At 43.9% G+C, this 14,183-nt stretch carries 13 protein-coding genes; 6 read left to right on the forward strand and 7 right to left on the reverse strand.

Features of this window, described 5'->3' with window-relative positions; translation table 11 throughout:
* Positions 1 to 51: 51 nt before the first annotated feature.
* The 6 genes from AS888_RS15075 (at position 52) to AS888_RS15100 (ending at position 7,603) form a co-directional block, all read left to right on the forward strand.
* On the forward strand, positions 52 to 567 hold the full coding sequence (locus AS888_RS15075; protein ID WP_061142962.1) for a YfiT family bacillithiol transferase: 516 nt from the start codon (positions 52 to 54) through the stop codon (positions 565 to 567).
* A 256-nt stretch (positions 568 to 823) separates the two neighbouring features.
* Positions 824 to 1,309 carry an SRPBCC family protein gene (locus AS888_RS15080; protein WP_061142963.1) on the forward strand — a complete coding sequence of 162 codons (486 nt, stop codon included), beginning with the start codon at positions 824 to 826 and terminating at the stop codon, positions 1,307 to 1,309.
* 450 nt (positions 1,310 to 1,759) lie between these two features.
* Positions 1,760 to 3,841, forward strand: a complete 2,082-nt coding sequence (locus AS888_RS15085) for a methyl-accepting chemotaxis protein (RefSeq protein WP_061142964.1) — start codon at positions 1,760 to 1,762, stop codon at positions 3,839 to 3,841.
* A 247-nt stretch (positions 3,842 to 4,088) separates the two neighbouring features.
* Positions 4,089 to 5,444 carry an arsenic transporter gene (locus AS888_RS15090; RefSeq protein ID WP_061143018.1) on the forward strand — a complete coding sequence of 452 codons (1,356 nt, stop codon included), beginning with the start codon at positions 4,089 to 4,091 and terminating at the stop codon, positions 5,442 to 5,444.
* 24 nt (positions 5,445 to 5,468) lie between these two features.
* Positions 5,469 to 6,134, forward strand: coding sequence for a hypothetical protein (locus AS888_RS15095; RefSeq protein WP_061142965.1), 666 nt, complete (start codon positions 5,469 to 5,471; stop codon positions 6,132 to 6,134).
* A gap of 266 nt (positions 6,135 to 6,400) precedes the next feature.
* Positions 6,401 to 7,603, forward strand: a complete 1,203-nt coding sequence (locus AS888_RS15100; RefSeq protein WP_061142966.1) for a C40 family peptidase — start codon at positions 6,401 to 6,403, stop codon at positions 7,601 to 7,603.
* Positions 7,604 to 7,614: 11 nt separating this feature from the next.
* Here the strand turns inward: AS888_RS15100 and AS888_RS15105 are convergent, their stop codons facing one another.
* The 7 genes from AS888_RS15105 to AS888_RS15130 all read right to left on the reverse strand — a co-directional run bounded on the left by AS888_RS15105 (position 7,615) and on the right by AS888_RS15130 (position 14,021).
* Complete coding sequence (locus AS888_RS15105; protein WP_061142967.1) at positions 7,615 to 8,247, reverse strand: poly-gamma-glutamate hydrolase family protein; 633 nt, start codon at positions 8,245 to 8,247, stop codon at positions 7,615 to 7,617.
* Positions 8,248 to 8,313: 66 nt separating this feature from the next.
* Entirely contained in the window at positions 8,314 to 8,463 is a 150-nt protein-coding gene (locus AS888_RS25810) for a CapE family protein (RefSeq protein ID WP_155645508.1), read from the reverse strand.
* A gap of 36 nt (positions 8,464 to 8,499) precedes the next feature.
* Positions 8,500 to 10,074: a gamma-glutamyltransferase family protein gene (locus tag AS888_RS15110; protein ID WP_081092466.1), complete on the reverse strand. Its 1,575-nt coding sequence runs from the start codon at positions 10,072 to 10,074 to the stop codon at positions 8,500 to 8,502.
* A gap of 72 nt (positions 10,075 to 10,146) precedes the next feature.
* Positions 10,147 to 11,394 carry a CapA family protein gene (locus AS888_RS15115; RefSeq protein ID WP_061142968.1) on the reverse strand — a complete coding sequence of 416 codons (1,248 nt, stop codon included), beginning with the start codon at positions 11,392 to 11,394 and terminating at the stop codon, positions 10,147 to 10,149.
* Between the two features lie 10 nt (positions 11,395 to 11,404).
* Positions 11,405 to 11,854, reverse strand: coding sequence for a poly-gamma-glutamate biosynthesis protein PgsC (pgsC, locus tag AS888_RS15120; protein ID WP_061142969.1), 450 nt, complete (start codon positions 11,852 to 11,854; stop codon positions 11,405 to 11,407).
* 15 nt (positions 11,855 to 11,869) lie between these two features.
* Entirely contained in the window at positions 11,870 to 13,051 is a 1,182-nt protein-coding gene (gene pgsB / locus AS888_RS15125) for a poly-gamma-glutamate synthase PgsB (RefSeq protein ID WP_061142970.1), read from the reverse strand.
* Between the two features lie 757 nt (positions 13,052 to 13,808).
* Complete coding sequence (locus AS888_RS15130; RefSeq protein ID WP_061142971.1) at positions 13,809 to 14,021, reverse strand: hypothetical protein; 213 nt, start codon at positions 14,019 to 14,021, stop codon at positions 13,809 to 13,811.
* Positions 14,022 to 14,183: the final 162 nt, after the last annotated feature.

Genomic DNA, 14,183 nt, shown 5'->3' on the forward strand with positions numbered 1-14,183 from the left:
CGATAAAGAATGTAATAAGATAGGTTGATGAACATAAAGGGAGCGATGTAGATGGAGTTGAAGTACCCGGTTGGGACATTTCGATTTGAGGGGGAAATCGCAAGTATGGCCGATGGCTGGATCAGAGAGATTGGGGCTTTGCCTGGACTGCTTAAGGAGGCTGTAGGCAACATGGATGATGAACAGCTTGATACGGCTTATCGTCCGGGCGGGTGGACGGTGCGTCAAGTCGTGCACCATGTTGCAGATAGTCATATGAATGCGTATGTCCGTTTTAAGCTTGCTCTTACAGAAGAAAATCCAGTCATCAAACCTTATGAACAGGGACGCTGGGCAGAGTTGCCTGACTATGAAATGCCGGTTGATATATCGCTGACTCTATTAGAGGCGGTTCATGGCCGCTTGCACAAGCTGTTATCGGGCCTTTCCGCCGAAGATCTGAACCGGACATTCCTTCATCCTGAATCAGGAGAGGTGAAGGTCGGGGAGAACATCGGCATGTATGCGTGGCATGGCCGCCATCATCTTGCTCATATCACTTCTTTATCAAAACGCCAGGGGTGGTGAATGGGTAATATCCCTGCTGGAGGTTGTGAAACTAAAATTACAGGGTGAGGTAGGCGGGCGCGTACAGTTGCATGGATGTTTAAAGCAAAACGGCAACATGAACGATCGGGACTGGTTGTAAACGAAGTGGCATAGGACGTTCACTCATGGAAAAGACTGTATTTATCCTGTATACATGGGAGGGGATTCTTCCAATAATGTGTATATTCCCTTGATAATGTATCGGAATATGAAAAAAATGATTGGGGTGATCTAGATGCAAGCTGTCATCGAAAAAGAAGGGAACGGGATTATCGCTAGATTCGATCGCCAGTACAATCATTCAGTGGAAAAGGTATGGGATGCTTTAACGGAGAATGATAAGCTGGAGAAATGGATGAGCAATCTGGAAATAAAGGATCTTCGAAAAGACGGAAACATTCAATTCCATTTCAATGATGGGTCAGGGAAATCCTTTGATATGAAGATAAGGGATTTTCGGGAACGTGCCGTTTTAGAGTTTGAATGGGGCGATGGCTGGGTTCGTTTCGAATCATCTCCTGAAAAGGGCGGATGCGCGCTGATTTTGACGGAATCCATCAGTACGCTCAGTAATCATACATCAAAGGATTTGGCAGGCTGGCATGTGTGTCTCGACATGCTAGGGGAAGTATTGGATGGGCGTGCGATTGACTTTCCGATGGATGCATGGGAAAAGTGGCATGAGGAATATATCATTGCCGTCAAACGGATCGACGGATAGAAGTCATGGAAATACATAAAGATGGGTACGAAACACAGGCAGCTGGCCTGTGTTTTTTTTGTATATGGAACGAGGCGGAAAGGTTATCGCGGGTTTAATCCGTTTCTTCTTACATGGAGCAAGGCTGACTCACAGATTGGAAGGATGATGGTCATGAAAATCATGTAATTTATGGAAAATTGATTGACTCGAAAAAACCTTGGAAAAAAGGGTGATTGGGCGAGAAATGCATGTTTTCTGTTAATTTACACGGTCTAAATGGTATTTTTAATGCGACTCGAACCTTTGGACCCATCGGATTCAACAAAATTGGTAATTGACAATCTTAAAATAGGTATATAGTATGTTTATGTGGAAAAATAAAGTAAGTCATGGAGAATAAGGTATGAACCATTTTGTGCATAGATGGCATCTGTGTTTTCACGTGAAAGAATTAGGAGGAAAATGTTAATGGGAAGTTCACGGGGTGGCAAGAAGGAAAAAGTAAAGAGAAGGATATCAATCCGGGTAAAGTGGTTACTATTCATTTGTTTATCCGTTTTTCTTGCGATAGTCGTAGCCGTTTCGATTATGGGGGTAAAGGTAACGTCCATTTTTAAAGAAGATAGTATATCCCTCAACAAAAGTTCGGCACAAAATGCTGCGACACAAATCAATCTGAGCATGGCTACCTATGAAAATTCGCTAGAGCAATTATCTCAATTAATCTCCAATCAAGTTAGAAGCGGTGATTCGATCAAGGATATCCGCAAGACTGTAGAAGCATTCCAGACAAATAATGAGGATTTGATTTCGGTTTATTATATGGATGGGAAGGATGGTTCCCTGAACGCTTCACCCGTAATGGAGTTCAATCAGGATGCGCGGGAGACCAAAACTTATACGCAGCTGACGGAAAGGCCGGAAACGAAATGGATGGATGTGTATAAGGATACGACTTCAGGAACGATCATGACTTCCGTTGTCACACCGGTTTTAGTGGACGGAAAAATGGTCGGGGCCCTTGGTTATGATATTGACCTCTCGACCATCGGGAAAATGAGGTCCAATATCGAAAAAGATTCCACTAGCAGTCTGATCATCTTGGACTCGCAAGGGTTTATCGTAAGCTCCTTCATGAAGGACATGGACGGTAAGAATATGAATCCTGAAAAAAGCGGGATGGAAGAGGGCGTTGAGGATTTCGTTTCGGACACCGACCGCTTCGATTCGGAATTCAAGTGGGTGGCGGACATGTATAATGGAGAAACGACAGCCAATCAACCTTTGACCCTGGGAGATGAGGAGTTTACTGGTGAAGTGAGTGAAGTACCAGGAGTAAACTGGAAAGTATTGGGGTTTACTCCGGATAAGATCCTCCAATCCAAGTTGGATGATATGAAAAACATCGTCTTGATATCGATAGTATTAGGATTGTTATTCGGGACTTTATGTGCCCTTTATTTAGCAGGAAAGTTAACGAAGATCATGGCCGACTTCAAGAAGGTAATCGAAAAGACGGCGAATGGTGATTTAGTAACCGAATTTGCCTTTACCTCGAATGATGAGATCGGGGATTTGAGCAAAAGCTATAACTCGATGCTCGCGAAATTAAGGGGATTGGTTGCCAAGGTGAACGGCAATGCCGAATCGGTGACGAATGCCAATGCAGGACTAAGCCAAATAGCTGCAGAGAATAGCTCGGCGATTACGGATGTTTCACGCGCGATAGACGAGATTGCATCGGGTGCATCCAATCAATCTGAGCAAGTCGAGCATGGAGCGGGCACCATCCAGGTATTAAGTGATGAAATCGATGGATTGTCCAAACAATCCAGGGAGACCCAATCCGTATTGGAGCTCGCATCAGAAAAAATCGAATCAGGGAAACAACAGGTTGGCAGCCTGGAAACTTCTTATCAAAAATTGGAGCTGGCGTTTACGGCAGTCACCGACATGAGCTTAAGGCTTGTGGAGAAATCGAAAACCATTTCCGATGTTACGAATGCGATTTCGAAAATATCGGAGCAAACCAATTTGTTATCCTTGAATGCATCGATAGAGGCGGCACGCGCCGGTGAATCTGGCAAAGGATTTGCGGTCGTGGCCAATGAAGTGCGAAGCTTGGCGGATGATTCGAAAGAGGCTACTAAAAACATTCAGGATATCATCCAGAGCATTCTTTCTGACACGGAGGAACTTTTGAAAACGACCAATGAAACGAACCAAATCAGCAAGGATCAAAAGAATGCCGTGATTACAGTAAGTGAGGCCATGAAAGAGCTGGAGGACTCGGTCGGGAGGATTTCCAATTCCATTCAAGAAGAAACAAGATCGATCGAAAGCATCAATCAGCAAAAAGAAACGGTCGTTCAAGTGATTGAAGAAATCACCGCTGTTTCCCAGCAAACAACGGCTTCATCAGAAGAAATTGCCTCATCTATGGAGGAACAAGCTGCTTCATCCATTGAACTTGCCCAATATACGGAGCAGCTCACACAATTAATAAATGATTTGGAAACCACGCTTGGGGAGTTCCAGATAAACAAGTAGAGTCACGGATAAGGCAAAAGGGGAGACCGCTCAATCGGGTTTCCCCCTTTTGGCATGCGCATACGGTGGACTCTCTTGTGATGATCGCAGGGGTCATCTCTCTTTGGCGGACATTTCCACTGGAAGTACAAAGGTACAATTTTACGAGTCTGGTCAAGCAACCGGTGCCTTTTCAGGTAAGGGGAATATACATATAGGAATCGGACATGTAGGGTCCAAAGGCTCAAGGCCCAAAGGGGAGAACAGCATGCATTTCGAAATTGGAATGGCTATTTTTGTGTTTGTCATGACAATGATCGTTATATTATGGAGGCCGGGAGGAATAAATGAAGCTTGGCCAGCTTCGATTGGTGCAGCGATCATTTTGCTATCCGGCACAGTGTCCCATGGAGATATTTTGGATATCATCAGCAAAATTGGGGGGGCATCGATCACGATCATGGCAACGATCGTGATGGCGGTCATCCTTGAGAGTTTCGGTTTTTTTCACTGGGCGGCGGCAAGGCTCGCCATCCTTGCCAGAGGATCTGGATATCGTCTATATTGGTACATTCAATTATTGTGCTTTTTAATGACTTTGTTATTCAATAATGATGGCAGCATCCTGATCACGACGCCCATCTTGATCTTGCTTCTGAAAAATCTCAGGCTGAAGCCGCACGAAGCGGTTCCCTATCTATTGAGCGGAGCATTGGTTGCAACCGCTTCCAGTGCCCCGATAGGTGTAAGTAACATTGTGAATTTAATCGCTTTGCAAATTGTGCATATGACGCTTTATATGCATACAGCCATGATGTTTGTACCTGCAACCCTGGGGCTGCTTTTCATGTCATGCTTGATGTTCTTGGTGGTCAAGAAAAAATTGCCCAAGAAATTACCTGAGCTTTCATATGACATTGAAGAAAGTTTCTTTACGAAAAATTTCCATCCCTTAAAGGGGGGCATGACGGTGGAAACAAAACGGCAGCGTACGATATTCATGCTAAAAGTATTGCTCTATGTGTTTGTTGTGCGCTGTTTACTCTTCGTCGCCTCTTATTTTTCCATTCCCATTGAATGGGTTGCCGTGCTCGGCTCGTTATCTTTGCTGATCTGGAGATGGTATCATCTACGCACACATCCAGCCGATATCTTGAAGAAAACCCCATGGCACATCCTGATATTCGCGTTCTCCATGTATGTCATCATATACGGACTCCATAATGTAGGGCTTACGGCCATACTCATAAAAATTTGTGAACCGATCGTGAACCAAGGCTTATTGAGTGCCAGTTTTGTCATGGGCGGGTTAGTATCGCTGCTATCAAACATATTCAACAATCACCCGGCATTAATGATAGGCACCATTACCTTAACGGAGATGGGACTTGATCCAATTACCTTAAAAACCATCTATCTGGCCAATATAATCGGCAGTGACATAGGCTCGTTGTTGTTGCCCATCGGTACTCTTGCCTCTCTTATCTGGATGTATATCCTGAAGCAAAATAAAGTGAAAATAACGTGGAAAGATTATTTAAGCGTATCCCTGGTAGTCATACCGCTGACTACAGCGGTGACACTGCTATTGTTATATTTTTGGGTCCAAATGATATTCAGCTAAATAACCTTCTAGGAGGAGATAGTAATGAGTGATGCGGGTGCATTACTGGGTAAGCAAATCGATGTCCAACTCTCGGGAAAAAAAACGTACAAAGGAATATTAACGGATCTGGGCATGGATATTCTCGTGCTGTACAACGGAAAGCAGTTTCTGTATTTTCCGATGCTGCAAATCCATCAATTGAATCTCAGTAAAGAAATAGATAACGAGATTGAATATCCGCTGGAATCTCCGATGATGGAGGACATGGGATCGATTTCCTATCGAAAAACGTTAATGAATGCCAAAGGTGTGTTTTCAGAAATCCACGTTGCAGGCCACATTCCGCTGCACGGTTATATCACCAATGTTTTCAATGATTACTTTGCGTTCTACTCGCCAGTATACAAAACGATGTATATTTCACTGCATCACCTGAAATACCTTTCCCCCAATAATCAAAGTGCCATCCCCTACTCGCTCAGTAAAGAATGCTTTCCCGTCAATCCATCAGCCGTGCCAATGGTGCGCTCCTTGGAAGAGCAATTAAAGAAAAATGCAGGAAAACTTTTGGTCCTTGATGGAGGGGAAGACCCCATGAAGATCGGGGTGCTGAAAACGGCTGCGAATAACTTTGTCGAGTTAACGACAGCAAGCGGCGATCAAGTGTTTTTGAAGCTTGCGCATATTAAAAGTGTGTACATGCCATAGATTCATGGAGTGAGGGGAAAGCTATCTAGCTTTCCCTTTTTAATTCTAGCGCGTCACTGAACATCCCATCCGTTTTCCTTATGTGATAGCCGAAAGGAGCGTTGGTTTATTAATTTAAATGATTGATAGGCTAAAAGATTCATTCGTTTTACCGATATTAGGTATATTAGTGAGTATTATAGGATGTCAATTCGATTTTAATAGGTAATTAGTTTTACTCCAGTGGCATTTTTATTGGATATTCTGATCAAGAAGGAAGGGCTGAAATGTTTAAGGCAAAATTAAGCAGCAGAGCATGGATTGTGGTGTTCATCATCAGTTCAATTTTTTTCCCGGGATTTATGGCGGAGGCGGCAGATCGTGTTCATACGGTGGCTGCTAATGAAACGGTAGAATCGATTGCAAGGACCTATCATATATCCCCGGCGCAGTTAATGAATGCGAATGGATTGCCCGATAACAAGCTATACGCTGGCCAGAAGGTAAAGATCATTCAAACGGCATCCACTCCTGCCGCCTACCAGTGGTCGGAGAGGGGAAAAAGGATTGCCGACTATGCGAAAACATTTGTTGGGTTTAAAAAAATGGCCGGAGAAGAGACGCCTGCAAACGGCTTTGACTCCAGCGGGCTGATTCATTGGGTTCTTTCCAGGCAGAACATTTCCATCGACCGTTTGACAGTTGACGGTTTTTATAAGCAGGGAATGGATACAGCGGCTCCGAAAGCAGGAGATCTTATCTTCTTTCTTGAAAAAGCAAGTTCGAAGGTCGTGACTGCCGGAATCTACCTCGGCAAGAACCAATTTGTCCATTCCGGATATGGGGCAGAAACGGTCCAGGTGAGATCGAGTACGGAGAACTACTTTGGAAAATATAAGATGGCCTATAAAACGTATACCCCAAAAGGTGAGCACATCGTCCAAAGCGGGGAAACACTAAAAGGGATAGCGGAAAAATACGGCATTTCCATGAATGCGATCAAAAACCGAAATGCCCTTCCAGCTGCTGGGCTGATACAAGGGCAGTATCTTCAAATATACAGCAGTCCTTTGTTTCCTTTTTACGTTAATCAAGAGGCTGCTTATGATAAGGCTGAGGCTGTCATTAAGTACGCTTACACATTTCGCGGCTTTACCTATGCTTTTGGGGAAGATGATCCCACGCTCGGAATGGACTGCAGCGGATTCATCTACTGGGTGATGAAGGAGCAGGGCCTTTCGGTAAAGCGTGGTTCGGCGGAGGAATACTTCTCCTTGCTGCCGAAGATCGAAAACCCAAAAGCAGGCGATTTAGTGTTTTTTAGGGATACTGGCGCCAGGCGGGGTGTAACTCACGTTGGCATCTACCTGGGGGGAGGAAGATTCCTTCATACAACCGAGAAACCTGGCGTTCATATTTCCAGCCTATCGTCAGGTTATTTTGCCGAAAAGTTCGAAAGCTTCGGTCAAGCTGAAGACCTAATGAACTAAACCGTTCCTTGTCACATGATAAACCGTTTATAAGTGAGGGCCCCTGTTTCAAGTGCGTGAACGAAGCGGTGAAAGGATTCCGAGTGATTGGTCCTGTTCTTGCTGCTAAAGTCATGGCCTTCGAACAAGCTTTTCCGAAGCTTTGTGGAAAGCTCCAACTGTACGCCGGCACCCATTTTGCAGCTGTTCGTGATGTTGCTTGCATTCGTGCCCGAAAGGCGCCTAGGGGCGTCATATGTTTGAAATCCAGCTCGATTCAGAGAATGCTTGATCACGTTCTTGAAGGTTTCATTCCGCCCTCCGATGTAAACGAACGAAGCCTGTTCGTTGCGGTGTCCATGAATGGTAAGGGTGGTTTCTGCATCCGCCGCCATGGACACCCCGACCGGTTCATTGAACAAACTGGACTTTATATGAAGGATCTGGTTTTCCCGGGATTTCAGTCCTTCGAAAGAATAGGTGCTCGCACCCATTCTTTCGCCAAGGGCGACAGCCAGTTCACTGGTTCCAGGTTCAATATTCCCGCCATGGATGGCAAGGACGGCAATAACCGGATTCCTGTGATAAGCGATGATGCGATAATCGAGGAATTCTTGTTCATTATTTGTAAGCTCGGCGAAATTTGTGTAGCTAGTAGAAGTCATGGCGATCCTCCGGTTTTCGTAGTTTAATGGCGAAAATAAAAAAGCGGGGTATCAGCCCCGGCTTTTTCATTTTTCAACTGTCGTATATCGTTCGATTTTCTTTTGTTCGTCAGGTGTTAAAGTTTCGGTCCGTTTGAATGTATTCATCGTCACAAGCAGGGCTGCAATGAGAATAACAGGTATGACCCAGCTCGTTATTTTTTTTGCGATATTCATTATCTCGCCCCCTTAGATTGTATTCAAACTGCATTTTTATTGATGTGCTTTCCAACTTCCGTTTCTTCGCTTATCCCCAGCTCCGGATAACCGTCCATTGTGCTCGTTTCTTACGAGAACTTGAACTCCGCCATAAAACATGGGGTTTGTATCGTGAATGACTTCATATCCTGAATCTTCCAGATCAGATATCGTTTTTTTCGACAGTCTTGCCTCTGTGTGAATGTTCTTTCCATCAAAGACGAAACGTTTACGGTCGATGATATCCTGGAAAGAGCCTTCTTTCTCGGAATATGAGTAAAGAACCTGCATCAATACTTGGGGAATCCTATCGCCGCCGGGTAAACCGATCCCAATCGATTCCTGCCCGTTTTTTTTGAGAATGGTAGGTGATGTGAACGTTCTGGATCGTTTATAAGCCTCTTGATCATTCAAGTCTGAACCGAAGTTTTTCAGTTGATCATTAAGGAAGAATCCATTCGTATAGTCACCCGATCCAAAAAAGTTACTAAGCGTATTTGTTGCAGAAACGATCGTGCCATACTTATCCATGATCACAAAATGTGTGGTGCTTTCATGTTCTTCCGATTCATGCGATTGTTTATATTCCCAGCCACCATTTTTGATTTTTTGGTTAAGATTGGTTATGTGGATGGGGGAGAGCAGCTGTTCCGCTTTAGCTGGGCTGGTTCCGTCCCCGATATGGTCGATCCGATCTTCGTAAGCGGTATGGGTGATGGCCCCCAGTACTTTCATATAAGCTGATTTGCTTTTTGCATCACCAAGGTTCGCTTCCTCGGCAAGTTTTAACATCTCAAGAACTGTTACGCCTGAAAAGGGGGGAGGGGCCGTCCAAACGTCGTACCCTGCAAATGTTCCCTGAACCGGTTCCCGTTCTTTCACTTCATAGCGCTTTAAATCCATCAAGTCGACGTCTGTTTCTTTTTTTATATCCCGGGCGATTTCCCCTTTATAGAAACCATCAGGGCCTTCTTGTTGAATTTCCTTCAATGTATCGGCAAGCTTTTCCTGTCTTAGCGTCTCGCCTGGTTCAAGAGCCTCGCCATCCGGGTAGAACAGTGAAGTTTCATCGGATGAAAGCCTTGGTTCGGCTTCAGCCAAGCGTGCGGATAACATGTCGTTCACTTTAAACCCGTCTTGTGCCAAATCGACTGCCGGCTGGATGAGATCTTCCATCGGTACGCTTCCATATTTATCGTGGATAACCTGCATGCCGGCCACTAAGCCGGGTATCCCCGTTTGGTGTCTTGAACTTGGGTCTTCCGGAGAGGATTCCCGATAATCGATGAAATTCGGTTTGCCGGATTTAGGGGCAATCAGCATGCCGCCGCCACCGCCTATACCAGATCCATAAGGCTCGGTTACCCCCAATGCATAGGAAACCGCAATGGCGGCATCGGCCGCCGTGCCTCCGTTATTCAATATCTTCATTCCCACCTCTATTGCGATCGGGTTGGAAGAACTGACTCCATAGGATTTATCATCAATTGGGTCATTCGTGTCAGAATTAGGGGGTGACTTCGAGCATCCTGCAATATATATGAGCATGCAAAGGGAAAGGAGCACTTTTCTCGTCATATGGTTAATCATCGTTGGATCCCCCTTTTTCGGTGAGTATCTAAGTTGTGTGTCTCTCTTGTTCACGTAGTAGTCAATCGTTCCCTATTGAATGGGCTGTATGTCCTTTTGTTTCGCTTGGGCAGCTTTTTTTGCATCCGCTGCTTTTTCCGCTTGTTCACGCTCTGTTTTATGGTCGATTACCTTTTTGTGGTTGATGTTGATTTCGATATGATCCGCTTTTTTCGACCATTGCACGTTCTTACCCGTTTCCTTCGTCAGCTGTCGGTAAACCCGGGATCGGTCCGCTTTCGAGGTTGCTGGCCTTGGTGTGGCCTCTTCTATTTGCAGGGGAACGACATCGATTGATGCTTTTCCGTCCTCCGCCAAATGGTATTGGACCATGGCGGAATCCTTTGTCCGTGTCCAGCCTTGATCGAATATGAAGTTACCTAAACTATAGAAAATGATACCGTCCTTATAAACGTCAAACGACTGAAGGACATGGGGATGATGCCCGATGATGATGTCAGCCCCCGCGTCGATGACCGCTTTGGCCAAGTCTTTTTGGCGCAAGGTTGCGGATGTGGAATATTCCTGACCCCAATGCATATTCACGACAACCAAGTCTGCATTGCCTTGCTTGGCATCCTTTGCTTTTCCGATCATTTCAAACAATAAATCAGGATTTGAATTCAAAATCCCGGCTTGAGTATCCGTCGGTACGGCATCCTTGCCATACACATCGGTGAAGCCAAGAGTTGCCACCCGCACGCCGTTAACATCAGCATAGTCGATGCTAGCTTTAGCCTCGGCGGTGTTTTTTCCAACACCAACAAAGTCCATATCGGTCCGTTTGAATTGATCAATCGTATCCAGCAGCCCTTGCTCCTCAAAGTCCATCATATGGTTATTGGCGAGAGTCATGACAGAAAAGCCTGCATCCTTGACCGCTTTGACGCCGCTTTTATTGGAGTTTAACCTGATGGCTGTATCGGCTTCCTTGTAGCTGGATGCCTCTTCTTTTAAAGCTGGGTGTTCATAATTTCCACTGACATAGTCCGAATCGGCAAAATAGGGTTTCATGTAACGGAACAGGTAATCATACCCGTGTTTTTCCGTCACTTCCTCCACATAACGACCCATCATCACATCACCGACCATTGTCATCGTCGATGGATGATCGGATTCGGGAGCGACCGTTTTCACTTCCTCTGCCCGTCCCATCCACGTGGTGATGACTAAGGCGATCAATAAGATCGGCAGGATGATACCAGCGTATTTAAGGTTATTTTTCTTCGTCCGTTTAATAAAAATAAGTGTTTTTTCTTTAGCGTTTAAAGTCCGTTTCATCTTATGCACCTCAGAATAGGTAATACACGTTCATTAAACCGAAAGTTAAGCCGGATAATAAAAGCGTGCTGCCAAGTGTTAATGGCATTCCTTGTCTTTGAATGGTATTCGCGATCAAGCCAGGTACGATTATCCCGATTCCCCGAAACTCGAATATTTCAAATGGCATGACGGGATAGACGAAGTCCAATAGTAGCTTCAGGCAAATTCCTGTCACCATCATCGCTGCGAATTTTCTTCTTCCATATAAAATCACCCATCTTGAAAGGCCGTGGGTGACGATTAAATACGTGACGACACTGATGATCATGATGACCAGCATGATTTCCCATTGATCAAATACGAGTGCCAAATAACCTGGCACGATAAGTCCTGCGGGCACGACACCCGTTTTTTCTGAAAAAATAAGGCTAAGCGTTACTCCCAATACTAGGGCTACATATAAATCCGATCCAAACATTAAGGTTCCTCCTACTTAACTCGCTTTTTGCTTTGTTTTAGATTTCATGAATGCTTCAATTAATGGTTCCGCTGCACCATGTATGTTACCGACACCGTATACGACGCGGTTTTTCATGGCTGGGCTGAGACGGGCGACGATTTCTTCCGTCGTCCAGTTTTCCAGATCCCAATACTCATTGGTATCCAATTTCCCTTGTTCGAATGCCCGGGTGATCGGTGATGTCGTTTCACCAATGGCAATGACGATGGTGGATTTTATGTAAGGCAATACATCTCTTGCAAACTGCTCGGTACGGTCCACGCGGTCGGGCCGGCAGTTCATGATGACGATAGGAGGTTCTGTGCTGTATCCAAACGTATTGACACGTTCCCAGATATTCAAAGTCGATGATGCGTCATTTGCAGCAAAACCATTTACAAAGTATGTAGGCTGTCCTGGATTCCCGAATTTGGTGATCCGCATGGCGCCTGGATCGGGATGTGCATTCAACATGCCGCGAAAGGCTGTTTTTTCATCGATGCCCAAAGCTTCCGCAACGGCCAAAGCGAGTGAAGCGTTATCCGGAAATACCATATAGTCGAATTCTCGCAGGAACTCTTCCGAGATTCTGGAATTATCAGCGACAATCACCTTTGTGTTGCGTTCCCTGGCAATATTTTTGAAAAAGTCCAGATACTCACTTTCGATCGTGATTAAGTGACCATTATAGGGGATGGTAGCAGTGAATGCTTCGGCAACCTCGTCCAAAGTCGGACCCATGACATCCATATGGTCTTCCAGTACATTCACGATGACCCCGATATTGGCTTGAATCATTTTATTTTGGAAGATTAGTTGATAATCAGGCTGAACGGCCATACATTCACAAACTAGTGCTTCCGTGCCTAAATCAGCCACCTCCTTGACGACACGCCGTTGTTCGCCAATGTTCGGTCCCTCCGGGCGCCGTATGATCGGTTTTTCTTTGTCCGTAAACCAATAAATCATCCTTGCTGAGGTTCCGGTCGTTTTTCCTACTGTTTTATACTTGGCTTCTTGAATTACACCTGTTATCAGACGCGTTACAGTCGATTTTCCGCGAATCCCATTCACATTCACTCTTACCGGAATGGAGTCGAGACGTTTCTGATGGCGCTTTTGTTCAACTAGGCCATAGCCAAGCAAAAAGATCGCACATATAAGTATTGGTGCCATTTTTTACCCTCTCTTTTTTCACATATTTGATTTACTGAATACACACTACATGATTTTAAACTTAATAGGCAAGGGTCAATTATTCTATCGTAATATAGTTATTCTCATTTTTTGCAAATAAATGTATATAGAAGTGTAATAATATCTAATGGAAGGAATTGTTTTATGAGTCTAAAGATAGGGGAGGGAACTGGGGAATGCCTCGATTTTTTTACACTAAAATATGGTATTTGTAATAGGAACACTATATTAAGAGAACAAATGTCAATAAATGAGTATTTGAACCCGATTCTTAATGACTATATTTATATAATAAATAGTCTTTAGGAGTGACCTTTATTACAGGTAGATAATTGTTTTTACCCATGTATTTGCTGCTTGTGTAACATTAATTATTCATTTGTCATTCAATGTAAGATATTGCGTCTATCGACTCAATTATTTAGACTGTTTTGAATATGTTTAAAGATGAGTAAAAGAACACAGCTCTTTTTTTACGGTTTTTTGGGTTTTTACACAATAAAAACCGATTTGCCTATTTTGTGAACCATTACCTGAAACATGAAAAATGCTAAAGTTAATCCATTTTATAAAAAAATACCTAGTTTCTTCTATTAATATAGTGTTAATAGAAGAATCGAAAAATCAAAAAAGCCCAGAACTGAATCCTGAGCTTTTCGTTAATATATTTTCTCTAAATGGATTGTGTTTTGCGGATGTGATTAGGATCTTACGGATGAGTGTAAAAGAAATAGGGTTAACTGGATTTCTTTCTATCAGAAAACGCATGAGGAGCGCCTTTTTTACCACCATCAATAACATATAGTTTAGGAGCTAATCTCTTTTTTGCTCCGTTTTCAGGATGGAGCTTCATATAATTTTCGTATTCTTTGCGAAAGAATTCGTCGGTTTCCCGTTCGAGTGCTTTCCTTTCGTTAAACTCTGCTACGAATCTAAATAGATGCTTCATATGAATTCCTCCTTGTGGGGTTAAAAGGTCTTAGTTTAATAGTAACATAAAGCGGGTGAATATTAACCTTTTTTTACAATTTTGGAGAAAATAATGGATATTTATGATAGTAAAGACTTAAAAAGATAATGTATAAGAGAACCTTACATTAATCCTGGTGGT

It is taken from the genome of Peribacillus simplex (assembly GCF_001542915.1).
Lineage (GTDB): Bacteria > Bacillota > Bacilli > Bacillales > DSM-1321 > Peribacillus > Peribacillus simplex_B.

Excerpts from the sequence above, each read along its gene's own strand:
- AS888_RS15090 (WP_061143018.1), top strand. The coding sequence starts at position 4,089 with ATGCATTTCGAAATTGGAATGGCTATTTTTGTGTTTGTCATGACAATG.
- AS888_RS15105 (WP_061142967.1), bottom strand. The coding sequence starts at position 8,247 with ATGACTTCTACTAGCTACACAAATTTCGCCGAGCTTACAAATAATGAA.
- AS888_RS15110 (WP_081092466.1), bottom strand. The coding sequence starts at position 10,074 with ATGATTAACCATATGACGAGAAAAGTGCTCCTTTCCCTTTGCATGCTC.
- AS888_RS25810 (WP_155645508.1), bottom strand. The coding sequence starts at position 8,463 with ATGAATATCGCAAAAAAAATAACGAGCTGGGTCATACCTGTTATTCTC.
- pgsC (WP_061142969.1), bottom strand. The coding sequence starts at position 11,854 with ATGTTTGGATCGGATTTATATGTAGCCCTAGTATTGGGAGTAACGCTT.
- AS888_RS15080 (WP_061142963.1), top strand. The coding sequence starts at position 824 with ATGCAAGCTGTCATCGAAAAAGAAGGGAACGGGATTATCGCTAGATTC.
- AS888_RS15095 (WP_061142965.1), top strand. The coding sequence starts at position 5,469 with ATGAGTGATGCGGGTGCATTACTGGGTAAGCAAATCGATGTCCAACTC.
- pgsB (WP_061142970.1), bottom strand. The coding sequence starts at position 13,051 with ATGGCACCAATACTTATATGTGCGATCTTTTTGCTTGGCTATGGCCTA.
- AS888_RS15100 (WP_061142966.1), top strand. The coding sequence starts at position 6,401 with ATGTTTAAGGCAAAATTAAGCAGCAGAGCATGGATTGTGGTGTTCATC.
- AS888_RS15085 (WP_061142964.1), top strand. The coding sequence starts at position 1,760 with ATGGGAAGTTCACGGGGTGGCAAGAAGGAAAAAGTAAAGAGAAGGATA.
- AS888_RS15075 (WP_061142962.1), top strand. The coding sequence starts at position 52 with ATGGAGTTGAAGTACCCGGTTGGGACATTTCGATTTGAGGGGGAAATC.
- AS888_RS15130 (WP_061142971.1), bottom strand. The coding sequence starts at position 14,021 with ATGAAGCATCTATTTAGATTCGTAGCAGAGTTTAACGAAAGGAAAGCA.
- AS888_RS15115 (WP_061142968.1), bottom strand. The coding sequence starts at position 11,394 with ATGAAACGGACTTTAAACGCTAAAGAAAAAACACTTATTTTTATTAAA.